General features: G+C 68.5%; 24 protein-coding genes and 3 pseudogenes. 16 read left to right on the top strand and 11 right to left on the bottom strand.

Going from position 1 to position 22,622, the window contains the following annotated elements:
* Window positions 1-3 precede the first annotated feature (3 nt).
* Complete coding sequence (locus tag ACWDEX_RS26525) at window positions 4-474, bottom strand: hypothetical protein (RefSeq protein WP_450466607.1); 471 nt, start codon at window positions 472-474, stop codon at window positions 4-6.
* Window positions 475-1,013: 539 nt separating this feature from the next.
* On the opposite strand from ACWDEX_RS26525, the gene ACWDEX_RS26520 reads away from it, so the two are divergent.
* Window positions 1,014-1,397, top strand: a complete 384-nt coding sequence (locus ACWDEX_RS26520; RefSeq protein ID WP_450466606.1) for a hypothetical protein — start codon at window positions 1,014-1,016, stop codon at window positions 1,395-1,397.
* A gap of 471 nt (window positions 1,398-1,868) precedes the next feature.
* Window positions 1,869-2,792, top strand: coding sequence for a GNAT family N-acetyltransferase (locus ACWDEX_RS26515; protein WP_450466629.1), 924 nt, complete (start codon window positions 1,869-1,871; stop codon window positions 2,790-2,792).
* Window positions 2,793-2,981: 189 nt separating this feature from the next.
* Here ACWDEX_RS26515 and ACWDEX_RS26510 read toward each other — a convergent pair whose 3' ends face one another.
* Window positions 2,982-3,542, bottom strand: a complete 561-nt coding sequence (locus ACWDEX_RS26510) for a DinB family protein (protein WP_450466604.1) — start codon at window positions 3,540-3,542, stop codon at window positions 2,982-2,984.
* Window positions 3,543-3,652: 110 nt separating this feature from the next.
* Between ACWDEX_RS26510 and ACWDEX_RS26505 the strand changes: the two genes are divergently transcribed.
* Both ACWDEX_RS26505 and ACWDEX_RS26500 read left to right on the top strand, forming a co-directional pair.
* Window positions 3,653-4,015, top strand: coding sequence for a GDSL-type esterase/lipase family protein (locus tag ACWDEX_RS26505; protein WP_450466602.1), 363 nt, complete (start codon window positions 3,653-3,655; stop codon window positions 4,013-4,015).
* 7 nt (window positions 4,016-4,022) lie between these two features.
* Window positions 4,023-4,166, top strand: a pseudogene (locus tag ACWDEX_RS26500) (erythromycin esterase family protein); the annotation flags it as partial.
* Between the two features lie 55 nt (window positions 4,167-4,221).
* On the opposite strand, the gene ACWDEX_RS26495 reads toward ACWDEX_RS26500, so the two are convergent.
* The 3 genes and pseudogenes from ACWDEX_RS26495 to ACWDEX_RS26485 form a co-directional block, all read right to left on the bottom strand.
* Window positions 4,222-4,986: an NAD(P)-binding domain-containing protein gene (locus ACWDEX_RS26495; RefSeq protein ID WP_450466600.1), complete on the bottom strand. Its 765-nt coding sequence runs from the start codon at window positions 4,984-4,986 to the stop codon at window positions 4,222-4,224.
* A 95-nt stretch (window positions 4,987-5,081) separates the two neighbouring features.
* Window positions 5,082-5,327, bottom strand: a pseudogene (locus ACWDEX_RS26490) (aldo/keto reductase); the annotation flags it as partial.
* A 10-nt stretch (window positions 5,328-5,337) separates the two neighbouring features.
* Window positions 5,338-6,300, bottom strand: coding sequence for an alpha/beta hydrolase (locus ACWDEX_RS26485; protein WP_450466598.1), 963 nt, complete (start codon window positions 6,298-6,300; stop codon window positions 5,338-5,340).
* A gap of 131 nt (window positions 6,301-6,431) precedes the next feature.
* On the opposite strand from ACWDEX_RS26485, the gene ACWDEX_RS26480 reads away from it, so the two are divergent.
* Complete coding sequence (locus ACWDEX_RS26480) at window positions 6,432-7,085, top strand: TetR/AcrR family transcriptional regulator (protein ID WP_450466596.1); 654 nt, start codon at window positions 6,432-6,434, stop codon at window positions 7,083-7,085.
* A gap of 276 nt (window positions 7,086-7,361) precedes the next feature.
* On the opposite strand, the gene ACWDEX_RS26475 is transcribed toward ACWDEX_RS26480, so the two are convergent.
* Both ACWDEX_RS26475 and ACWDEX_RS26470 read right to left on the bottom strand, forming a co-directional pair.
* Window positions 7,362-8,249 carry a 4Fe-4S domain-containing protein gene (locus tag ACWDEX_RS26475; RefSeq protein ID WP_450466594.1) on the bottom strand — a complete coding sequence of 296 codons (888 nt, stop codon included), beginning with the start codon at window positions 8,247-8,249 and terminating at the stop codon, window positions 7,362-7,364.
* A 156-nt stretch (window positions 8,250-8,405) separates the two neighbouring features.
* Window positions 8,406-9,251: an SDR family oxidoreductase gene (locus tag ACWDEX_RS26470; protein WP_450466592.1), complete on the bottom strand. Its 846-nt coding sequence runs from the start codon at window positions 9,249-9,251 to the stop codon at window positions 8,406-8,408.
* 146 nt (window positions 9,252-9,397) lie between these two features.
* Here ACWDEX_RS26470 and ACWDEX_RS26465 point away from each other — a divergent pair, with 146 nt between their 5' ends.
* Window positions 9,398-9,790 (top strand): winged helix-turn-helix transcriptional regulator, encoded by a 393-nt coding sequence (locus tag ACWDEX_RS26465; protein WP_450466590.1) that lies wholly within the window; start codon window positions 9,398-9,400, stop codon window positions 9,788-9,790.
* Between the two features lie 136 nt (window positions 9,791-9,926).
* On the opposite strand, the gene ACWDEX_RS26460 is transcribed toward ACWDEX_RS26465, so the two are convergent.
* Together ACWDEX_RS26460 and ACWDEX_RS26455 are read right to left on the bottom strand one after the other, a co-directional pair.
* Entirely contained in the window at window positions 9,927-10,427 is a 501-nt protein-coding gene (locus ACWDEX_RS26460; protein WP_450466588.1) for a hypothetical protein, read from the bottom strand.
* A 152-nt stretch (window positions 10,428-10,579) separates the two neighbouring features.
* Window positions 10,580-11,938, bottom strand: a complete 1,359-nt coding sequence (locus ACWDEX_RS26455; RefSeq protein ID WP_450466586.1) for an alkaline phosphatase — start codon at window positions 11,936-11,938, stop codon at window positions 10,580-10,582.
* Between the two features lie 193 nt (window positions 11,939-12,131).
* On the opposite strand from ACWDEX_RS26455, the pseudogene ACWDEX_RS26450 reads away from it, so the two are divergent.
* A pseudogene (locus tag ACWDEX_RS26450) lies at window positions 12,132-12,221 on the top strand (transcriptional regulator); the annotation flags it as partial.
* 49 nt (window positions 12,222-12,270) lie between these two features.
* On the top strand, window positions 12,271-12,807 hold the full coding sequence (locus tag ACWDEX_RS26445) for an N-acetyltransferase family protein (protein ID WP_450466584.1): 537 nt from the start codon (window positions 12,271-12,273) through the stop codon (window positions 12,805-12,807).
* 133 nt (window positions 12,808-12,940) lie between these two features.
* Here ACWDEX_RS26445 and ACWDEX_RS26440 read toward each other — a convergent pair whose 3' ends face one another.
* On the bottom strand, window positions 12,941-13,507 hold the full coding sequence (locus ACWDEX_RS26440; RefSeq protein ID WP_450466582.1) for a GNAT family N-acetyltransferase: 567 nt from the start codon (window positions 13,505-13,507) through the stop codon (window positions 12,941-12,943).
* Window positions 13,508-13,790: 283 nt separating this feature from the next.
* Complete coding sequence (locus ACWDEX_RS26435) at window positions 13,791-14,105, bottom strand: nuclear transport factor 2 family protein (protein ID WP_450466580.1); 315 nt, start codon at window positions 14,103-14,105, stop codon at window positions 13,791-13,793.
* 217 nt (window positions 14,106-14,322) lie between these two features.
* Here ACWDEX_RS26435 and ACWDEX_RS26430 point away from each other — a divergent pair, with 217 nt between their 5' ends.
* From ACWDEX_RS26430 to ACWDEX_RS26395, 8 genes are all read left to right on the top strand, one after another.
* Window positions 14,323-14,925, top strand: coding sequence for a helix-turn-helix domain-containing protein (locus ACWDEX_RS26430; RefSeq protein WP_450466578.1), 603 nt, complete (start codon window positions 14,323-14,325; stop codon window positions 14,923-14,925).
* Between the two features lie 154 nt (window positions 14,926-15,079).
* The gene (locus tag ACWDEX_RS26425; RefSeq protein ID WP_450466576.1) at window positions 15,080-16,201 is read left to right on the top strand and encodes an ABC transporter substrate-binding protein; all 1,122 of its coding nucleotides are present in this window, start codon (window positions 15,080-15,082) and stop codon (window positions 16,199-16,201) included.
* 3 nt (window positions 16,202-16,204) lie between these two features.
* On the top strand, window positions 16,205-17,080 hold the full coding sequence (locus ACWDEX_RS26420) for an ABC transporter permease (protein ID WP_450466574.1): 876 nt from the start codon (window positions 16,205-16,207) through the stop codon (window positions 17,078-17,080).
* Window positions 17,080-17,871, top strand: a complete 792-nt coding sequence (locus ACWDEX_RS26415) for an ABC transporter permease (RefSeq protein ID WP_450466572.1) — start codon at window positions 17,080-17,082, stop codon at window positions 17,869-17,871. The genes ACWDEX_RS26420 and ACWDEX_RS26415 overlap by 1 nt, the downstream gene beginning before the upstream one ends.
* Window positions 17,861-19,033 (top strand): ABC transporter ATP-binding protein, encoded by a 1,173-nt coding sequence (locus ACWDEX_RS26410; RefSeq protein WP_450466570.1) that lies wholly within the window; start codon window positions 17,861-17,863, stop codon window positions 19,031-19,033. The genes ACWDEX_RS26415 and ACWDEX_RS26410 overlap by 11 nt, the downstream gene beginning before the upstream one ends.
* Complete coding sequence (locus tag ACWDEX_RS26405; RefSeq protein WP_450466568.1) at window positions 19,030-20,448, top strand: NAD(P)/FAD-dependent oxidoreductase; 1,419 nt, start codon at window positions 19,030-19,032, stop codon at window positions 20,446-20,448. Before ACWDEX_RS26410 ends, ACWDEX_RS26405 begins: the two co-directional genes overlap by 4 nt.
* A gap of 17 nt (window positions 20,449-20,465) precedes the next feature.
* Window positions 20,466-20,846, top strand: a complete 381-nt coding sequence (locus ACWDEX_RS26400; protein ID WP_450466566.1) for a cupin domain-containing protein — start codon at window positions 20,466-20,468, stop codon at window positions 20,844-20,846.
* Window positions 20,843-22,489 carry an amidohydrolase gene (locus ACWDEX_RS26395; RefSeq protein WP_450466564.1) on the top strand — a complete coding sequence of 549 codons (1,647 nt, stop codon included), beginning with the start codon at window positions 20,843-20,845 and terminating at the stop codon, window positions 22,487-22,489. The genes ACWDEX_RS26400 and ACWDEX_RS26395 overlap by 4 nt, the downstream gene beginning before the upstream one ends.
* Window positions 22,490-22,622 lie beyond the last annotated feature (133 nt).

The following is a 22,622-nucleotide window of genomic DNA, read 5'->3' as shown; positions in this document are numbered from 1 at the left end:
CGGCTATAGCCGTCGCTTTGTCTTTGTGGTGCTTGGGTGGAGGAGTCCGACTCGGATGTGAGCGGTTCGCGAGCGGTGGCTCTGGCCTCCGTTCTCAGGCCGGCCGCCGTCGGCTGCCGAGTGCAGTTCCTCGACGACTTCCACGGCCGCCCAGGCGTTCAACAGTCTGAACCTGATCGGCGGTTGGCCCGTCACCGGGATCTCCAGTTCGCCGTGGCTCGACGCCTTCACGGACCGCACCTGCGACCAGGCGAACTCCCCGCCCTGCCCGTACGGCGGCGTGTGGACCAGCCCGGCGCGCGTGACGACGAGCCGACCTCGATCGAACTGGACGCTTCCCTCGGCACGCAGCGTCTCGTCAAGGTCGACCTGGATGGCCGGAATGATCCGGTTGTCGATCGCCTCGAACAGCCGGGCCATCCGCCGCACGTGCAGCAAAGTGATCGGCCCGGCGGCCCCCGCGATCCAGATCATGCCCTGCTCGTAGGTGCGGGTGGCCCGGGGCTGGCCGGAACCCAGTCGCTCGTCCCGGTAGCTCTCACGGGGACCCGCTCCGCGTCGGACGTCGGCCGGGTGAGGCGCAGCACTGCCGGGGCCCAGGGACCGTTTGGTGGGACCGGGGGCCAGCGGAAGCGTCCGAGTGCTGTCGGGACAGCCCGTCCTGATCTTGTCCGGACGCTGTCCGACCCCTGTCCGTGCGGCCATCGACAGACTCGGATTCACGCTGGGCCGGGCCCGAACACAACCCCCGGGGACGGTGGGAGCAGTGGCGCGCTGTGGGGGCGGCGGAGGGCAGTGCAGTTGCACGGTGAAGGCCGGCCCGAACACGGCGGTGAGCTTCTCGGGTTCGGCGGCCTTTACCAGGCCCTCATTCGCATCGCCGCCGACGCGGCGGCCTTCCGGCCGGGTTTGGTCATGGAGCGGATCAGCTTCACCATCCTCCTCGACAGCGCCCGAGACCAGGTGCGATGCTGCGACGGGGCGGGGAAGCGGGGGAGCGGTAGCGTTACGGCATGACGTCAGCCCCGCCCCGGTTCCCCGCGTATCCGATCCGTGGCGTGCGCGTGCTGCATCAAAGGCAGAACTGCGCGCCACAGTTCGCCATGATCGTGGTGGATTTCGAACCCGCGGTGGAGGGCTTCGCCTTCGAGGTGGCCGAGGGGCTGACGGTGGAGTATGAACCCGCTGAGGACCTGCCGCGCTTCTTCGCCGCAGTTGCTGAGGGCATCAAGGAGCAGTTGAACCTGCCCGAGCACGGTGTCGCAGCCGCCATCAAGGTTGTTCTGCGGCAGGCTCATGCCGAGAGGATCGGCTCCCATGAACTGGCGTTCAGGATTGCGGGCTATCTCGCCGCCCGCAAGGCTTTGGAGCACACACGGCCGGTGCCGCGCGTCTGAAGATCGCCCGCTGCCACGGCGTCCGGCGGCGTACCTTCCTCCCGTACGGCAGCAGGGCTTTGCCGACGAGGCCCGTGGTGACAAGTAGCGTGTCGCCGCATTTGCGGCACTTGAAGCAGCATCGGTCGTCCAACTCCATGAAGCCGACCCCGACACAAGTCGGTTGGGCCGCCTTCCTGTACTGCGAACCACAGTGATCGGAACTTGCGGCTGACACACAGGGGCTCATGAGGCGTCGCTGGAAGCAGGTTTTTGAAAAAGGTTTGCGGGTGGGGTCGCGGTTGGATAGAAGTTACGGCGGAACCCCTGCCGCGAGGGTGGGGGGGCCACGACAGTGAGAGGAGGGATAAGCCCATGATCCCCATGATCACCGCGCTTGTGTCCTCCCGGGGTGCGGACCGCCTCTGACCTCGGAGCGGACGGGCGCCTTCCCCGGAGCGTGCCTTGACCGTGAAAACGAACGACCTGACCATGCGTCCGATCACCGGACGCGAAGAACTCGGCCTCTTCTCTCAGCTGCCTTACGTTCTCAATGAGGAATTGGCCGACGACCTTGCCGCCGACCGCCGACGTCCGGAATGGATGTGGGTTGCTTTGCGCGGTGACCGTCTGCTGGCGAGGGCGGCCTGGTGGAGCCGAGCGGGCAGTGACGTGCCACTCATCCTGGATATCCTCGACATCGACGACAGCACCTCGACTCCCGATCGCGTGGGCACCGGGGTGCGGCTTCTGCACACCGCGATGGCCGCCACCCTCCCGAACGGGTCGCACCCCCCTGAATACAGCCGTTTCATCCCCCCGGACTGGCGTGAGAACGCGGTGACCAGGCAAGTTGTCGAGGGTCGCATGACGGTGCTGGAGCGGGCCGGTGCTCGGTTCTTCGTCGAACGACTGCGTTTGGAATGGCGTCCGGAATCGCCAGTTCCGGTGCCCAGCAGGCGCCTCGTGTTCCGGCCGGTGCACGATGGGCAGGAACTCATGTCGCTGATGGCTTCAGTTCTGGACGGGACGCTGGACGCACACGGGCGTGACGACCTGACCCGGATGTCCGCCCAAGAAGCGGCCGTCAAGCACTACGAGGGCGAACGAGCGCGCTACAGCAGCCCGCGAACCTGGTGGCGCATCGCAACCCTGCCCAATGGAGAGCCAGTGGGGTTCGTCATCCCAGCCCACAACGGCTACAACCCCATCATCGCCTATGTTGCGGTCCTTCCCGCGCACCGCGGTAACGGCTACATCGACGAAATTCTCGCCGAGGGCACCCGCGTCCTTGCCGAGCAGGACGTCCCCCGCATTCGCGCGTCCACGGACCTTGGCAACGTCCCGATGGCGAGCGCCTTCCGGCGCGCTGGGTACGTCAACTTCGAACGCGAGATCAATATGACCTGGAGCTGAACGAGGCGCGGGGGTTCCCGCACATGGTGCCCCCGCCCACTGGCCCGGCGGTCAAAAAGTGAACTGCTTTGTCCGTAGCCGGTCCTCGTCTGCCCGAGCTGCGGCCGCATCGCACCCGGCGCCCCCTTCCCGCCTGACCAGCCTGCCGCGCGAGCAACGCATGGGCTCTGCCTCAGCGGGTCGAGTGGACTATTGCCCCACCCGGCCGTCGAGGCATTCGCGCAGCAGGTCGGCGTGGCCGCAGTGGCGGGCGTACTCCTCGATGCGGTGAACCCACAGTTCCCGGACCGAGTCGCCGTCTTTACCCACCCGCGTGCCCAGATCCGCATACTCGGCAAACGCCGCATCCGTTGCCGCCTGTTCGCGGGCCAGATCGGCGAAAGCGCCCTCGACCAACGCCTGTTCCGCGACGGCTCCGTCGAAGTCGGTGTCGCGCGCTCCGTACAACTTCGGTGCCGGCTCTCCTGACGCGATCCAGTTGCGCCAGTCCCGCTCCACCTCGGCAAGATGGCGGACCAAGCCCAGCAAGGACATCGTCGACGGCGGTACCGAACGGCGCGCCATCTGCTCCGGATTCAACCCCTCGCACTTCATCTGCAGGGTCAGTCGATAGCCGCGCAGGAAGTCCTGCAGCGTCGCCAACTCACCGTCCGGGCTGACTCCGTCGAGGTGGCGGGGATCCTCGTCTGGGTCCGCCCACATATCGGGGTAGACGTTGGCCTGGGTCCATCGCTCGGGTATGTCGCTCATCGTGGGCATGATTGTGAGCGGCGGTCCGACAGGCAAGTGATTATTCAGGTGCGGCAGGCGACGCCGGTGCGGGCGGTCGTCGAGGCACCCGACAGCTCTCACGGTGCTTTGTGTCTGCTCCACGACGCTCTGGCCGCCGAAACACCTGCGGCTACCAGGAGGTCATCAGGCGGGCCCACGCCCGCGGCCTGAAGACCTACGGTGGCACGCTGGTGCCCTTCATGGGCTCCAACAGGTTCGGCGGCGACTACGGCACCGCCTACGGCGAACAACAGCGCCAGGCCGTCAACCAGTGGATCCGCACCAGCGGTGCCTTCGACGGAGTCATCGACTTCGACAAGGCCGTCCGCGACCCCGCAAACCCCGCGTACATGCTCCCGGCCTACGACTCGGGCGACCACCTGCACCCGGGCGACCTGGGCTACAAGGTGATGGCCGACGCCATCGACCTCGGCATGATCCTGACCAAGTAACGCCGGCGCGGACCTGCTCCCCTGCACCCCGGAAACACTCGACCGCCTGCTCGGCACCGACGACCGGCGGACCAATCCCGCCGCGATGACGGACCCGGCCCAGCCTGTAGGGCAGTCGGCCGAGGCGAGGGAACTGCGGCTGCCGGCCGAGGCGTGCAGCGGAATCGCCACTCCCGGTCTGGACACACGTCCCAGCCCGGACGCCCTTACTTCAGATCGGCGAGGAGGCCATCCAGGGCCCTTGCGAGGGCTGCCGCGTTGCCCGGATCGAACCAGGTGGTGCGGATGCGCTCGTTGTTCCCTTCGGGCGTCTCATGATCGGCGGCGAGTTGGTGCAGAGGACGGGTCTCGTCGCTCAGGGAGCGGCCGACGTGCTGGAAGAGGCCGCGCACATACCGGTCGGCGTCGTCGGAGGCGATGCCATGGCCGGTGGCCCACGAGGTGAGCGTGGCGAGATAGGCGTAGTGGGCGGTGAGCGTCCCGGTCAGTGCGGAGAAGACGTTGAAGGCCCCCTCGTCCGCGACGGGGAGCGCTCCACCCAACTGTTCAAAGAGAGAGTCCACCACCGGGTGCGAGGGGCAGGTCACGGTGACGGAGCGGCGCTCGCGCGCGACGGGCAGCGGGATAGCGCGGACGATCGGGGCGCCGGTGGCAAGGGTTCGGCGCAGGTCGTCGGTGGCGATGCCGGCCATCAGGTTGACCACGGTCTTGTCGTCGTCGATCTTCAGCCCGACGAGTGCCTCATGGTGGTCCTGGCGGCGCACGGCGATGATCACCACCTCGGAGCGGTCCACCACCCCCTGGTTGTCGGCGCACACATGGACGCCCTCGAAGCGCTCGGACAGTTCGGCGGCAGTGCGCGCCCCCCGGGGAGAGAGGAAGACGTCTGGCGACGCACCGCCCCCCTTGCGTAGGCCCTCGACGATGGCCCGGCCGATCTCACCCACTCCGATGATGCCGATGCGCTGCACTGTGTTCCTCCCTGATGCGCGGTGGTCGTGACCTGTGTTGGTGCGGATCTGCGCGGTCGCGATGGTTCTCGTCGGCCCTCGGCGGTGCGGCGGACCCCGGTCTTGGTGGCCAGCACGGCGCGGTCGCGGTGCGGTTCGAGGGTCCGGCCGAGGAGTTCCTCGTTTGCTCCGGCGCCGTAGAAGTCGCCGGTGTCGAACATGGTGACGCCCGAATCGAAGGTCTCCAGCAGAGTGGCCGCGGCCTCGTGCGCGTCGGTGGGGCCGTAGATGCCGGTCATGCTCATGCAGCCGAGGCCGAGTCGGCAGACCGCTGGGCCGTCGGGTCCAAGGGTGGGGTGCATCGTTCCTCCGTCACTTTGCCAGGGCCGCGCGGAGGAACGCGAGGATCTCCGCCTGGGCGGGCTCGGCCTGTGGTTCCACGCCGGGCAGGGTGAGGAACGCATGCTTCGCTTCCGGATACTCGGAAAGCCGCACCGGGGTCCCTGCCTCGCTCAGCCGCTCGGCGTAGCGGCGGCCGTGGTCGGCGACCGCGTCCTGGGTGGGCACCACCACGAGCGTCGGGGCGAGCCCGCTCAGGTCGTCCGCGTACAGCGGCGAGACTGCGCTGGCGTCGGCTCCCGGTGGGACGGCGAGCCGCTGGAACAGCCGCAGTAGCGGCAGGGCCCGAGTCGGGCTGTACGCGTACTCGGCCATCGAGGGATAGTCGGACATCGTCTCGGTCACCTCGACTACGGGGTTGACCAGCACCTGCCCCTTGAGTCCCAGGCCGGCCTCCCTTGCCCGGACAGCCGTCAGCGCGCTGATCAGCGCGCCGCAGCTCTCACCGAAGACGGCCGCGCGCGCCGGGTCGACGCCCCACTGCGCGGCGTGCCGCACCACGTGCTCGAGCACGTCCCAGCCGTCTTCGGCGGCGTTCGCGAGCGGGCTGCCGGGGGCGAGGAGGCGGTGCTCGACCGAGACGACGAGGGCAGGCAGCTCCACGGCGAGGTGGCTGTTGGTCCAGTCGCACTGCACCGCCGTGCCCACGAAGCCGCCTCCGTGGACATGGACCACGAGTGGCAGGTCGGTTCGGGCCGCAGCTTCGTCGTCACCTGTCGGCGCCGGCCGGTAGACCCGGACCGGTAGGTCGCGGCCGGGTAGCGCGATCTCCTGCCAGTCGATCGCGGCGCGTGTGTCCGGCTCTCCGAGGATCGCCCGCGCCGCGCTGGAGGCCCGGAAGCGGTTCTCCGCGTCGCGGTAGGCGCGCAGTTCCTCGGTCGTGATCACCGAGAAGTCCGGCTCCGGCGGCCGTGTCGCGGTAGTGGTCTCGCTCATGTGTCCTTCTCCCCTCCCGGCCGGATGCCGGGTGTGTCGTTGTGGCCGGACAGTGCGTTGTCCTCATTATGCACGCAGTGCGTGCATCAGCAAGTGCATGGGTTAGTCTGAGTACGGACGAGAGGGGCGAGATGACTGGCCGAAGGCGATGGTCGACCGAGGAGATCCTGGACACGGCGGCGGAACTGCTGCGCACGAGCGACGCCGAGTCGTTCAGCGTGCGCAAACTCGCCGCAGCGCTAGGGACCGACTCCTCCAGCCTCTACCGGCACTTCCGCAACAAGACCGAACTGCTGCGCGCGGTCGCCGACCGGATCTTGCTGGCCGCCATGGACGGCTACCGCCCCGAGGGCGACTGGAAGCAGCGTGTCACCGCCCTTGCGCTGCACCTGCGCGAGGCCTTCGGCGAGCAACCCCAACTCGCCACGGTGTGGGGACGCTACGGGTCCGGCGGCACCGGATCCCGATTGGTCATGGAGGAGCTGCTGGAGGCCCTGCGCGCGTCCGCCCTGCCCGACGAGGAGGTTCCGGTGCGATACCACCGCATCGTGATCCTCCTCGCCTCCCTGATCGCCTCCGAGGCCGGTATCAGCACCATCACCCCCAAGGAGTACGAACAGGGCATGGAGCAATTCCGCGTCGCGGTGCTCGGCGCCGACCCCGAACGCTTCCCCGTCCTGGCCCACTTCGCCCGCGACATCCGCCCCCTCGGAGCAGATCGCCGCGCCGCATTCGAGGAAATCCTCGCCGCCCACCTCGCCCACATCGAGGCCGAGATCCCCTGACGTGCCGGATCACGAGTGCGATGCGGTCTGGTCGCCACTGCCGCTGGCCCAGTGCCGGAGGCCGGGTAGGAGTAGCGGCCGCGGAAGTTGGCGTGGTCGTACCGGAGAGAGGAGAGCCGGGCGGTCGTTCAGGCCGAGCCTGACCAGCCGCCCGCCGACGGGGCAGGGGGCACTCCGGGCGCGGGGCGGGGCCGGGCACCCTGGCCGCCGCCGCGGCGGCGGCCAATTCGAGGTGGGATTCATGTCCGGCTCGAACCGGCCGTAGAACAATGGCTGTTACCAGCGCATCGCGGTGAAGTCGACGGGGCGGGGCTGGAGTTCTCGGGTCCGCGCGGTCAGCCGCCGCATCCGCTGGGCCATGTCGTCGCTGGGGAGGCGTTGGCGGTCGCCATGGCCCGGCAGCAGCCACTCGAAGCACAGCCGGTCGGCGGTCCGGGCCAGGGAGGCGGCCAGTTCCCCGATGGAGTACCAGGTGACGCTGTGGGCCACCTCGATGTCTGCTGTCGTGCGGGACCAGTAGAAGCTGTCGCCGCTGAAGCAGTACCGCTCGTCCGCGAGGTAGAGCACGCTACCTCGCGTGTGGCCGGGAAGGGGGAAGGCGACCACCCCTTCGGCAATCCTCGCCGGGTCGGTGCCACGGAGGACACGGTCAGCGTCCGGGGCGGCATCGAGGTCACCTTCGTGGATCCACAGCTGGGCGCCGAAGCGGTCGGCGTAGCGGCGGCCGTGTGCGGCGTGGTCGCGGTGGGTCAGCAGAACATCGGTGACGGGGCCCAGCGCCTCGTAGCGCGCGGCCAGCGAAGTGCTCCAGCGCGGTGTGTCCACCATCATCGCGGTGCCGTCGGGGCGGCGTAGCAGGTAGGAGTTGGCGCCTGCGGTGTGCGTGGAGTTGTGCCCGCACAGGTGCACGGTGTCGTCCAGCGCCATCGGGAACGGGTCCAGTGCTTCGTCCAGCCGCCCGGTCGGGGGACGGATCGACCGGGTGGGGCAGGCGTGCGCAGCGGCATGGAGCTGCCGGATCTCGGATTGGCCGTGCGGCTGGTGCAGGATGACCGAGCGGCCGCCGACCTCACCGATCAGGCCGGGGGCAAGCTGCCGGGCGACGTCGCAGTTCATGCAGCGCCCGTCCACCTGCCAGTCGCCCTCAAACCGTTCTTCGTCCATGACCCACTCCGTTTCGCACCGCGCCCGCTGACCGGCCGCTCACTATCAGGGGTATCCCGCGCCCTGCGGATACAGGAAGAGGGCTTGGATCTTGTACTTGCGGTATCGCCCTGCTCTGAGAGGAGGTTCTTTGCCCTTCGCCCGGAGACAGCGGTCCTATCTGAAAGCGGCGATGTAACGCTGAGCCCAGTCGGCAAAGGTGCGGGGCGCGCGGCCCAGGACCTGCTCGACGTGGGGGCTGATGCGCCGTTCGGCGGGGGTGGGCTCGCCGAGGATGGTCAGCGTGGTCTCGACCACGGGCTCGGGCATGAACTGCAGCATCTGCGTGCGGGCCTCGTCGCGGGTCTGCTCGATGAACCGGACAGGTTCGCCGAGTGCGTCGGCAATCGCCTCGGCCCGCTGGCGGGGCGTGTTGATTGCGGGCCCGGTCAGCTCGTAGATCTGTCCGGCGTGGCCGTCCTCCCGCAGGGTTGCGGCGGCGACCTCGGCGATGTCGTCCGGGTCGACGGTAGGCAGGCCGATGTCGGCGAACGGCGCGGCGACGGTCCTTCGGGTGCGGACCGACTCGGCCCAGGCGTACGCGTTGGAGTTGAAGCCTCCGGGACGCAGGATGGTCCACGCCATGCCTGATCGCTGGACGGCTTCCTCGATGGAGCGCGCCGTGTCCCCGTGAGAGGCCGACCGGGGTCGGGTGGCGACTCCTTGGGAAGACAACAGGACGACTCGCTCGACACCGCCGGCCTTGGCGACGTCGAGAATGTCCTGTGGACTCAGCAGGTGCGCGCTGGGGCCCCCGTTCTGCAGGAACAGAGCGTCGGCTCCGTCGAATACGGGCCGAAGGCTCTCAGGGTCGACCAGGTCCGCCCGCGTGTGCTCGACGCGCTCCGGCACATCCGCCGCCGCGATCCCCCGGGATGTCGCGGTCACCTGCGCACCGGTTGCCGCGAGGGCCTGTACGAGCGATCGGCCGACGTTGCCGGTCGCCCCCGTCACTACGAACATGAACAACTCCCTTGTCGATTCAGCATGGTTGTCGCCGCCCGAGTGGGCGGGAACGTCGCGGAGAGCTGCTCTCCGGGCGACACGGGGACGCTAACACCGTGGATATAGTAGGTACCTAGAGGAAAGTGACTATCCGAGGAGTGTGCGTGACCGGCAACACTGACTGGGTGGCAGCCGCTGGGACCGATCCGGAACTCGCCTGTCCGACCAGTTCGGTCGTGGACATCGTGTTCAGCCGGTGGACCACGCCGATCCTGTGGACTCTCAACACGCACGGCCGACAGCGGTTCGTCGAACTGGAACGACGGATCGGCACGATCACACCGAAGGTACTGACCCAGCGGCTGCGGCAGTTGGAGCGCGACGGCATGGTCGTGCGTACGTACCACCCGGAGGTCCCCCCTCGGGTCGAGTACGAGATCAGCGAGCTGGGCCGCAGCCTGGCGCCACTCTTCGCGCACCTCGCCGAATGGGCTGCCGCCAACCTGGACAGGGTCGAGCAGGCCCGGCACGACTACGACACCGATCCACGTCAGTAGCGCGTCGGCGGGGTCGTCGAGGACGGAGGGCGGGAGGCCGGTACCTGGCCTCCCGCCCTTCCGGCCGACGATTCATGCCCAGTTGAGTCCGGGGCCGGCCTTGGCAGGTCTGTTCTTGGTGTTCGCCGTCCGGGGTTCAGGTTGTGCGCAGTACCTTCCAGGAGCCGGTTCCCGTGCCGCGGTCTGTGTAAGGGCCGGTGGTGACGTCGTACTTGGCGCCGTGTTGGCTGGCGTGTCCGTTGGTGTCGAGGAAGCCGCCGTTGGCGGAGCCGTAGTCGTTGAGCAGGCGCACGATGTCGTTGGTGCGGATGTGGCCGTCGGTGGGGGAGGACGTCTTGCCGAAGATGTGCCACTTGCCGGTGCCCGGGCCGCGGTCCTTGGTCGCGGTCGTGGACACGCCATATTTGGCGCCTTGCCGGGTGGAGTATCCGTTGGTGTCCAGGTAGGTGCCGCTGGAGAACTGGTTGATGAGGTAGACAACGTCGCCGCTGGTGACAGTGGTACTGCGGTGTGGAGCCTGGCCGGCTGTGAGGCCGTCGCAGCGCACTACGACATCGACGTCCTCGAGCTTTTGGCGGGACCGACTCGGGCTGTGGAATCGCTGCCCGTGAGGCGACGCCGCGCTCGGGACCGCCATGCGGGCGCCGTGCGTCCTGTGGTCGCGGGCGATGGGGCAGAGCGATGACCCCGATGCTGTGAGTGCGACGCAAGTCAGGACAACACCCTGTCGAAGCCGAAAAGGGGAGGCGACCAGCAGCCGGTCTCCTCCCCTTTTCGGTCGCATGGTGCTCAGCGCAGGCGAAGTGCTTCGCGGATGGTGGTGAACAGGTCGGTCTGGTTGGTGAGGCCGAGGACGCGGTAGGCCTCCGGGCCCTGGGCGGCGATGCGGACCTGGGTGCCGGTGTGTTCCTGGGACTGGCCCGGGGTGTTGGTGGAGTAGTTGACCTTCAGCTGCTGGCCTTCGTCGGTGACGAGCGTGGAGGACAGACCGGGAGGGGTGGCTTCCAGGGGGACGATCTGGCTGGTGTGGCCGTGGTCGGCGGTGGTGACGACAAGGGTGTCGGGGTGCTTGGCCGCGTAGTCGCGGGCCACCTTGACCGCCTGGTCGAAGGCGGCGGTCTCACCGATCTGGCCGCAGGGGTCGGCGGCGTGGTCCTGCTTGTCGATCGAGGCGCCCTCGATCTGCAGGAAGAAGCCCTGCTTGGAGTGCTTCTGCTTGGCCTCGAGCAGCCGGATCGCCGTGCCGGCGGAGTCGGCCAGGCTCGGGGTCGTGGACGGGCGGTTGGGGTTGGAGGTGATGCAGCGCTGAGGGTTCGTGCCGCCGACTGCGGCTGCCTTGCCGGTCCATTCGGTGGGCACGTTGCCCGGGGCGAACAGGCCGAGCACGGGCTGTTTCGCTGTCACGCTCTTCAGGCCGGCGTTGTCGGTGACGACCTGGTAGCCGAGCTTGTGGGCCTGTTCGGTGACGGTCAGGCCCTTGTAGGCGCCGTCGGTGACCTTCTGGTCGAAGCGCTGCTTGCCGCCACCCAACAGGACATCGACCTTGTGGTTGACGGACTGTTCGGCGATCGAGCCGGGGCCGCCGGCAGCGAGGGTGTCGGTGGGGCACTTGGCCATGTCGGCCGGGCCCTGGCAGGAACGGTCGGTGACATGGGAGGCCAGGACGGCCGGGGTGGCGTCGGTGAGTTCGGCGGTGGTGACGCTGCCGGTGGCGTAACCGTTCTTCTGGGCGAGTTCCAGCAGCGTGGGGACGGCGTTGTCGGTGCCGGGGGTCTTGGAGATGCGGCCGTTGACCGTCTTCATGCCGGTGGCCCAGCCGGTGCCGCTGGCGGCGGAGTCGGTGACGTAGTCCGGCGTGCCGTCGGCGTGGACCGCATAGGTGGTGTAGGCACCGGTGAGCGGGAACTTGTCCATGTTCAGGCGGCCGCCCGCGCCGACCGTGTAGTCACGGGCGAGGGTGATCTCCGAGTCGCCCATGCCGTCGCCGATGAGCAGGATGACGTTCTTCGCCTTCCCGCTCTGGATCGCGTCCTTCGCCTGCTTCTTGCTGTCGAAGGCACCGGCGGTGGTGGTGACTGCCACAGCAGCCGTAGTCGCGGCGATGAGCGCGGTGGCGACCGTGAGGCGACGGCGGGTGGGACTGTGCATGGAAATGACTCCTTGAAGCGTTGGACGAACGGATACGGGGACCAACGAGGGCCAGATCATCAGGCATGCGCGAAGCGGAGGTGAACGCATGGTCGAGAAGACGTATCCCGGACATGACATGCCGGGCATGTGCACAGCGACAGGAGCTGCTCGTTGGACCTGAGTCGCGTTCCGCAGGTAAGACGGCCGGGATATCAGGGGCTACGAGGCCGTGGCCCGCCAACTCGACGCGCTCGCCACCTTCATCGCCGCCCCGGCTACGACACGGGGCGGGCGGCTCGCCCTCCACCGACCCCGCCACAAGACGAAGTAGTCGGAAATAAGCTGCCTCTATGTTGCTGGACCTTGAACTCGGTGGCTGGAAAGTACGGATCAGAGACTTGGAGCCGGATGACGAGCAGGATGTGCTCGCACTGTTCGACGCGGCTGGAGACTGGTTCACGGCCGCCACGGGCCAGCCCGCGGCGCCCGGCGATGTCCAGAGCCTGTACTACGCCTTGCCTGAAGGGGCGGCCTTCGAGGACAAGGCTCTCATCGCGGTCACAGTCGACGGACAGATCGTCGGCGTGATCGACGCCGTACTCCGGTATCCAACGGCAGATGCCTGCTCGCTCGGCCTGTTCCTCATCCACCCTGCACATCGAGGCCAGGGGTTGGGCCGTCTGGTGGCCTCCGCTCTCCTCCGCGAACTCGCCGCACAGGATTACACCCAAGTGGCCGCGTCGGTGGCCGAAGGCCGGCAACCAGGCATGAGGTTCCTGGCCGACCTCGGCTTCTCCTTCGAAGCGCCCCAGATTCCGGGGAATGCCAATCGCAACCTCGGCCCGGGCGAACGACCCGTCATCCGAGCACGACTTCACCTGTTGTGAAGCTCGCGCTCTTCCAGCGGTGTGTGCGCCGGCAGGGATTGTGTCAAGTGCCCCAGCAGGCGCTTCTCCGTGCAATGCAACTCCTTGTCTTATACACCCTGTTGAATCGGCTGCACCACGCCAAGGGACACGGTCAACGTAGCAACGGCTGCCGGTGACCGGCCCAGTATTCGGCAGCGGTGATGCCGAGCAGTACGACGTCGTGGTAGCTGCCGGCGAAGAATTCGTGCTGGCGAAGCCGTCCTTCCTCGACGAAGCCCAGTTTGTGGTAGAGGGCGAGGGAGGCGTCGTTGAACGCGTAGACCTCTACTTCGCACTTGTTGTAGCGCTGCTCGGCGAACATGTAGGTGAGGACCAGTTCGGTGGCTTCAGCCGCAAAGCCCTGGCGGCGGTGATCGCGGGCGATCTCGATACCCGTTCTGAACCGCCCGGCACGGCTGTCGGTCTCTCCGACTGTCACAGATCCGGCGAAAGCGCGGTCGGCCAGCGCCTCGATCACCAGCCTGAACGCCTCGCCTCCTGGCGGGCGCCCAGCACGCTCAGCAGTCCAGGAACGAAAACTCTCGTCCGAGCGGGGAGGCTCGACCAGGTCAGCGTTGCGGACATCGACGGTGTTCCGAGTCAGGTCTCGAAAGCCTTCCCAGTCCTTGGGCTCGACACCCCGCAGACGTACCTTCTCACCGATCCACATGTCGCTCATCTTGCCCCCGCTTCGCTCGGTTGAAGGCGCTGTCGGTCATTGAACGTCAGGCAGCGAACGCTATCGGCGGAAGATCTCCTGTGCGAGCTGTTTACCACCCTGAACAAGTGGCCTCGACGGGCAGCTGGACGCCGGCTGTGGGTGAGGTTCGAAACGGCCTCCCCCTGAGGGGGACCACCGCTGTGTGGCAGCGCGGTGCAGATGGCGGCTCACGTCCCCGACCAGATTGATGCGGGTCCGTCGCTCAGTGAAGCGCCACTGCCCGTCCCGGCGCTCGAAGCGGTCATGGTACCGACCGCCGGCGATGGGTTGCGGCGGCAGGCACGGGCAGCGCCTGGAACACGGTGACGTACGAACGTGAGACGGCCGTGCCCGCCTGTTCGTCGACCTCGATGGCGACATTGGTGGTGACGTGCTGGGTTCGCGGCGTGCCGTCGGCGTAGACGATCACAGTGTCCTTGAACATCTTCTCGATCGCGTCGCGCCCACTCACCGGCTCGCCACTGCCTGTGAAGGTGGCGTCAGCGAGAAGGACGCCGAGTCCTGCGAAATCGCCGTCGTCCACGAGCTCGGCGTAACGCGCGATCAGGTTCTCCACAGCCCGGTAGCTCGACGGGTGCAGCTGGATTGTGCCTCAGGCAACGTGAACGGCCAGGTCCCTGCGCGTAGAGCCCCTCCATACTGCGAGCCCGAACGCGGTGATCACGTTCCGGTGACGGCGCGGGGAGGGTCTTGTATCGCAGATCACATCAGCGTACGGTCCGTGTCATCCCAGCGAACAAGATGTTCGCTGACAACGCGTCAGGTGTTCGCTCATGACTGATCGTTCATTGCCGAATGCTGCCGACGGTCTCACCGACGGCGCCGCCGACGCGGCTCTGGGGGCCCGTATCCGGGAGTACCGGATGATGCGGCGGATGTCGCTGCGGGCCCTGGGGGAGGGGGCCCAGGCGAGCCCCGGGTTCCTCAGCCAGCTGGAACGCGGGCAGGTGAACTGCTCCATCGGCATGCTGCGGCGGATCGCCGTGGCGCTCGGCGTCACCGTGGCCGACCTGTTCGATCAGGACAGCGAGCCCGGTCCGAGGGTGGTGCGGCGGGCCGACCGGCCGATGCTGCACACCGCTCCCGGTAGCCGCAAGTTACTCATCTCCCAGCGCCCGCTCAGCCATCTGGAGGTGTACGCAGGCGAGTTCGACCCAGGGGCCTCCACCGGCGAGGACGCCTACACTCATGGCGACTCCCAGGAGATCCTCCTTGTGATCAGTGGTGCCGTGCGGGTCGAACTCGACGGCCGTGCCCACGACCTGGAAGCCGGCGACAGCATCGAATACCGCTCCTCGGTGCCGCACCGCGTGGTCAACAGTCACGCAACACCTGCCGAAATCCTCTGGATCATCAGCCCGCCAACCCCGGACTGACCCCTTTCGCGCCGCGCCCGTGGCAACTTTGCCGCGTTGGGCGCCCCGTCCGCCATGCCCTTCACGGTGCGCGCCAGGCGCCTTGGCCGCCGTGCGCCGCGCGCCGTGTTCTCTCGGTACCCGTGTGTCTTCACCGTCCTCCTTGGAGACAGTAATGCCCGGAATATCACGCAAAGTCATTGGGTGCGCTGCCGCTGCCAGCGCCCTGCTGCTGACTCTCACCGGTTGCGCCGGTACAGGTCCCGCCGCGGCCGACGTCGACCTCGGCCCCGGCCCGGCTGCGGCCGGCAAGGTGAAGAAGGGTGCCCTTGACGGTGTCACCCTCACCTTCGCCTCTTACGGCGGCATCTACCAGGACGGCCAGGAGTCGGCCGCTGTCAAGCCGTTCGCCACTGACTCCGGCGCGCGGATGCTGTCCGACGGGCCTACCGATTACACCAAGCTCAAGGCCCAGGTCGACGCGAAGAACGTCACGTGGGACGTGGTGGACACCGACTCCATCTGGGCCGAACGCCAATGCGGCAAGCTGCTGATGCCGCTGGACACCGCCGTCGTCGACACCTCGAAGCTGCCCAAGGAGATGGTGGGCAAGTGCTCGGTGCCGGCTATGACGTACGGCATGGTGCTGATGTACGACAAGTCCAAGTTCGGTGACAACCCGCCGAAGGGCTGGGCGGACTTCTTCGACACCGCCAAGTTCCCCGGCAAGCGTGCCGTTCCCGGTGTGCCCTCGGACGCGTCCCCGGGCCCACTGGAAGGGGCACTGATCGCGGACGGGGTCGCCCCCGACAAGCTCTTCCCGCTCGATGTCGACCGGGCTCTGAAGAAGCTCACCAGTGTGCGTTCCTCGCTGGTCTTCTGGGACACCGGTGCCCGCTCCCAGCAGCTGCTGGAGTCGGGTGAGGTCTCCATGGCGATGGTGTGGACCGGTCGCGCCTACTCGGCCGTGAAGAACGGTGCCAAGTTCGCCCCGCAGTGGAACCAGTTCATGCCGATCGCGGACTCGCTCGCCGTGCCCAAGGGCGCGAAGAACCCCAAGGCCGCCATGGCATTGATCAACTACTACCTGGGTGCCGACCAGCAGGCCAAGCTCACCGAGCTGACCTCGTACTCGCCGATCAACTCCGATGCCAAGCCCAAGGTCGACGCAGGCGCGGCGGAGTACCTCACCTCCACCCCCCAGCGCCAGGCGCACGCCCTCAAGCTCGACAACACCTGGTGGGCGAAGAACCAGGAGCAGGTCATCCCGAAGTGGTCCGACTGGCTGGCGCGGTAACCCATGACAGCCCTGATCGAGATCGCCTCCCCGGCCACCGGGGGCCGGCCCCGCAACAGTGCCGGCACCCGGTGGGGATGGCTGCTGCTGCCCGCGCTGATCCTGCTGGCCGTGCTGTTCCTGGTGCCGCTGGGTCTGATGGCCTGGCGCAGCGTCAGCGACCCGACGCCCGGCGCGGGCAACTACTCCTGGTTCTTCACCAGCGACGTCGCCCTCGCAGCGCTGGTGCGCACGGTGGCCGTCGGCGCCGTCGTCACCCTGGTGACCCTGGTCCTGTCCTACCCGTACGCCTACCTGATGACCGTCGTCGGAGCCCGCGCGCGGATCTGGCTCACCCTGCTGGTGCTCCTGCCGTTCTGGACCAGCCTGATGGTGCGGACCTTCGCCTGGGTGGTACTGCTTCAGGACAGCGGCGTGGTCAACCAACTCCTTGGCACCGTGGGGCTGGGCCCGTTGCAGCTGATCCGCACCACCACCGGGGTGGTGATCGGGATGTCCCAGGTGCTGATGCCGTTCATGGTGCTGCCGCTGTACGCGGTGATGAGCGGCATCGACCGTCGGCTCCTCGACGCCGCACAGGGCATGGGGGCCCGCCCGGCCACCGCGTTCTGGCGCATCTTCGTGCCGCTGTCGCTGCCCGGGGTGGGCGCCGGCGCGCTGACCGTGTTCATCACCTCGCTCGGGTTCTACGTGACCCCGGCTCTGCTGGGATCACCCGACCAGGCGCTGATCTCGCAGCAGATCTTCACCCAGGTCAACGGGCTGCTCGCCTGGGGCCGCGGCGGAGCGATGGGCGTGGTGCTGCTGGCGGTGACGCTGGTCCTGCTCGGGCTGATCGGTGTCGTCCTGCGATTCACCCGTACCCGGAAAGGTGCCTGATGAGGACCCAACCCGCGCGGCTCGCGCTGTGGGCGTTCAGCGCGCTGGTGGGCCTGTGGCTCATCGCGCCGACACTCGTGGTGATCCCGCTCAGCTTCACCGACAAGGCGTCCTTGGTGTTCCCGCCCAGCGGCTGGTCCACCCGCTGGTACGCCAACTTCTTCACCGATACCCGGTGGACCGACGCGCTGCTCTCCTCGCTCCAGGTCGGCGCCCTGGTCGCGGTGGTGGCCACCGTCCTGGGTACCGCCGCCGCGATCGCGCTCACCCGGTCCGGCTCACGCTGGGTGAAGGCGTCGTACGGGCTGCTGCTGGCACCCATGATCGTGCCGACCGTGGTGGTCGCCATCGGCGTGTACGCGCTCTTCCTCCAGTACAACCTGCTCGGCACCCTGCTCGGCTTCGTCACCGCCCACACCGTGCTGGCCCTGCCGTTCGTGATCATTCCGGTCACGGCGAGCCTGCGCGGCTTCGACCGGAGGCTGGAGGACGCCGCACTGATCTGCGGCGCCACCAGGTGGGGCGCCATCCGGCAGGTGACGCTTCCGCAGATCGCCCCCGGTGTCGTCTCCGGTGCCCTGTTCGCCTTCGTCACCAGCTTCGACGAAGTCGTCACCTCGCTGTTCATCCAGAGTCCCTATCTGCAGACCCTCCCGGTCAAGATGTTCGCCAGCGTCACCCGGGACACCGACCCCACCATCGCCGCGGCCGCCACCCTGATCATCGTCCTCACCACGGTGCTCGTGCTGGCCGCCACCTTCGCCACCGCCAGGAGGAACCGTGTCCGCTGAGACCAGCCTCATCAAGGCACGCGGAGCCCGCATCGAACTGGCGCAGGTGCGCAAACAGTACGCGGACTCCGTCGCCGTCGACGACGTCAACCTGGTCATTGAACCGGGCGAGTTCATGACCCTGCTGGGCCCCAGCGGCTCCGGCAAGACCACCACCCTCAACATCATCGCCGGGTTCACCACCGCCACCTCCGGCACGCTGACCATCGACGGCAAACAGATGCAGGACCTGCCGCCGCACCGACGCGACATCGGAATGGTCTTCCAGCACTACGCGCTCTTCCCGCACATGACCGTCGCGGAGAACATTGCCTTCCCGCTCAAACAGCGCAAGGTACCCAAGGCCCGCCGCACCGAGATGGTCGAAGCGGCCCTCGAGACCGTGCGGCTCGGCGGCTACGGCCACCGCAGACCGCGCGAACTCTCCGGCGGCCAGCAGCAGCGCGTCGCCCTGGCCCGAGCCGTGGTGTACGAGCCGAGCGTGCTGCTGATGGACGAGCCGCTCGGCGCGCTCGACAAGAAGCTGCGCGAATCACTCCAGTTGGAGATCAAGCGGGTACACAAAGAGGTCGGCTCCACCTTCGTCTTCGTCACCCACGACCAGGAGGAGGCGCTGGTGCTGTCGGACCGCATCGCCGTCTTCAACGACGGAGGCATCCAGCAGGTCGGCACCGCGAGCGAACTCTACGAAAAGCCCCGCAGCCTCTTCGTGGCGGAGTTCCTCGGCGAGTCCTCCGTCATCCGTGGACGCATCGAGCCGGACGGTGACGACTCCTGCCTGCGCATGGGCGACCGCACCGTAGGTGTCACCGGCCGGCCCAGCGAAAACAGCGCGGCCGCCGTCGTCATCCGACCCGAGCACCTGAGGGTGCAACCGGCCGCGTCGCCGGTTGCCCCCGGGGCCAACGCGCTTCCCGCCCGGGTCACCCAGGAGATCTACCTGGGCTCCGGCCGCAAGCTCGAACTCGTCCTGCCCGACGGCACAGTGCTGCTCGCCCGAGAGCAGGCCGACCGGCTGTCCGGCGTCCGCCACGGCGACGAGGTCACCGTGGTCTGGGACGTCGAACGAGGTGTCCTGCTCGACGACACCACCAGCACTACCCAACCACCCACTTCCAGTGACCGGATCCCGGTCGCCGCCGCGGAAAAGAGCGGACGATGAGCACGACCAGCCCGAGCAACACTCTCGCCACCAGCCCCACCTTCGTCAACGGCGACGTCTCCTTCTGGTTCCGGGAGGACGGCGTCCCCGCCCGCCGCCCGGCCCTGCCCGGCGACCTGGACGTCGACGTCGCACTCGTCGGCGGCGGCTACACCTCTCTGTGGACCGCCTACTACCTCAAGCAAGCCCAGCCCGACCTGAGAATCGCCGTCCTGGAGAAGGAGTTCGCCGGCTTCGGCGCCTCCGGCCGCAACGGCGGCTGGCTCAGCGCCGAGCCGCCCGGCCAGATGCGCCGCTACGCCAAGTCGCACGGCCCGGAGTCGGCTGTCGCCCTGCAGCGCGAGATGTTCTCCTCCGTCGACGAGGTCATCCGCGTCGCCGCCGCGGAGGGCATCGAGGCCGACATCCAGAAGGACGGTCTCCTGCACGTCGCCACCAACGCCGCGCAGGAGCGGCGACTGCGCGAAGGGCTGCCGACACTGCGCGCCGAGGGCTGGGGCGAGGACGACCTGGTCCAACTCGACGCGGACCAGCTCGCCCAGCGGGTCCGCGTCGCCGACGCCCGCTACGCCCACTGGAGCCCGCACTGCGCCCGCATCCAGCCCGCCAAGCTGGTGCGCGGCCTGGCCGACGTGGTCGAGCGGATGGGCGTCACCATCTACGAGGGCACCGAGGTCACCGAGATCCGCCCGCACGAGGCCATCACCCCGCATGGCACCGTCAAGGCGACGTACGTCATCCGGGCGCTGGAGGGGTTCACCGCCGGGCTGCGCGGCCACCGCCGGTCCTGGCTGCCTATGAACAGCAGCATGATCGTCACCGAACCGCTGCCCGCCTCCGCATGGGACGAGATCGGCTGGCGCGGCGCCGAACTGCTCGGCGACGAGGCCAACTCCTACTGCTACGTCCAGCGCACCACCGACGGTCGCATCGCCATTGGCGGGCGCGGCATCCCGTACATGTTCGGCTCCCACGTCGACCAGCGCGGCGAGACCAAGGCCGCCACCCAGTTGCAGTTGCAGGCCATCCTGCGGCAGCTCTTCCCGGCCACCGAAGGCGTCGCCATCGACCACACCTGGTCCGGTGTGCTGGGCGTGCCGCGCGACTGGTGCGCCACCGTTCACCTGGACGAGAAGACCGGGCTCGGCTGGGCCGGCGGCTACGTCGGGCACGGCGTGACCACCACCAACCTCGCCGGACGCACCCTGCGCGACCTCATTCTGCGTCAGGACACCGACCTCACCCGGCTTCCCTGGGTCGGCCGCAAGGTGCGCGGTTGGGAGCCGGAGCCTCTGCGCTGGCTGGGCGTGCGCAGCCTCTACGTCGCCTACCGCGCCGCCGACCGCCACGAGAACTCGGGCCTCGAGCGCACCTCCGTCATCGCACGCATCGCCAACGTCATCAGCGGCCGCTGAAAGGAGCGACCCACACCATGGACACCACCGCCCTCGGCCCCGCCGTCGCCTTCCTCGCCGACGCGGCGAGCGCCGACCTGCCCCCTGCAACGCCCAAGCCGACCAGCACCACCGGCCAGCAGGAGACCACCCGCATCCTGTGGCAGTCCCCCGACCGCGTGGTGGAGGTCGGCGTGTGGGAGTGCGACGCCGGCCACTTCACCGCCGTGCGCGACGGCTACGACGAGGTCTGCCAGGTGCTGACCGGGTCCGCCACCGTGCACACCGACGGCGGCGAGGCCGTCGAGTTGCGTCCCGGTTCCACCCTGACGATGCCGGCCGGCTGGCGCGGCACCTGGCAGATCCACGAGACGCTCCGCAAGGTGTACGTGGTACGCACCCACGGAGCCGACGCATGACTCTCGTCCTGCACGGCGGCCGGATATGGACCGGTGATGCGCGGCGCCCGCACGCGACAGCCGTCGCCGTGGCCGGCGGCCGGATCACGGCCGTCGGCACCGACGCCGAGGTACGCCGGGCCGTCGGCCAGGCGGCCGAAACCATCGACCTGGCCGGCCGGACCGTGGTGCCCGGCCTCCAGGACGCCCACATCCACCCCGTCTGGGGCGCCTTGGAGGCGCTGCGCTGCGACCTCACCGGCGCCACCGACACCGACAGTTGCCAGGCGGCCGTTCGTACGTACGCGGCCGCCCACCCGGACCGGCCGTGGGTCCTGGGCGGTGGCTGGAGCATGGACTGTTTCCCCGGCGGGTGGCCCACCCGGGAGCTGCTGGACGTGGTTGTCGCGGACCGGCCGGTCTTTCTGCCCAATGCCGACCATCACTCGGCGTGGGTCAACTCGGTGGCGCTGGAGCGGGCTGGCATCGATGCGGCCACCTGCGACCCGCCGGCTGGACGGATCGAGCGCGACGTGACCGGCCGGCCCACCGGGGTGCTGCATGAGAGCGCCATGGACCTGGTGGCCCGGCTTGTCCCGCCGGACACTGTCGAGGACCAGATCGCGGCGCTGAGTCATGCGCAGGCCCGCCTCTTCCGTTATGGCATCACCGGCTGGCAGGACGCCATTGTCGGCGCCTACGGCGGAGCTGGCGACACACTCGCCGCCTACCGCCGGGCCGACGCCGAAGGACTGCTGAAGGCCCGCGTCACCGGCGCCCTGTGGTGGGACCGCGACCGCGGCCTGGAGCAGCTGGACGGCCTCATCGCGCGCCGCGGTGTGCCCGGCCGCCGTTTTCGGGCCGGTGCGGTGAAGGTGATGCAGGACGGCGTGCTGGAGAACGGTACCGGTGCGTTGCTGGAGCCGTATCTGGATTCCTGCGGGTGTGTCACGGGTAACGTCGGCCACTCCAACGTGCCCGCGCAGCTGCTTGTCGAGGCGGTGACCCGTCTGGATGCCGCCGGTTTCCAGGTGCACTTCCACGCGATCGGTGACCGGGCCGTGCGTGAGTGTCTGGACGCGGTCCAGGCCGCTGTCAACGCGAACGGGGCAGGTGAGCGACGCCACCATATTGCCCATGTGCAGTTGGTCGATGACACGGACATCGACCGTTTCGCCGAGCTGGGGGTGACAGCCAACGTCCAGTCGCTGTGGGCGACCCACCATCAGCAGACCGATGAGTTGACCACCCCGATACTGGGTGAGGAACGGGCGGGCCGGCAGTACCCCTTCCGCCGGCTGCTCGACAGCGGTGCCCGCCTCGCGGCGGGCAGTGACTGGCCCGTCACCACGGCCGACCCGTGGCAGGCCATGTATGTGGCCGTGCACCGCACCGAGCCGCCCGGGTCGGCGCACGCAGAGTGGCCGGATGCCGACCGGCCGTTCGCCCCCGACGAGCGGCTTGAGCTCTCCGACATCCTGCGCGCCTACACCGCGGGATCGGCATGGGTGAACGGCAACGACGACGAGGTCGGCCTGGTACGTGAGGGTATGGCGGCGGACCTTGCCGTCCTCGACCGGGACCTCTTCGCCCCTGACGCGGAGGTGGCCGACGCCCGTTCGGTGCTCACTCTTGTGGCGGGGGAGGTGGTCCACGCCGAGTGAGCGGCCGGACGGCGCTGCCGGGGATGGTGCCGGTGTACCGGCCGGCGGCCTCGCCCGCGCGCAGGCCGCCGGACGTCGCGACCGTCCGACCTCGACGATCACGCGGGGAGGTGCCGGCTGCCGGGGTCAGCGG

The organism is Streptomyces sp. NPDC001020, from assembly GCF_053599115.1.
Note: the sequence above shows the minus strand (reverse complement) of the source record. Positions and strands in the feature narration are given on the sequence as shown.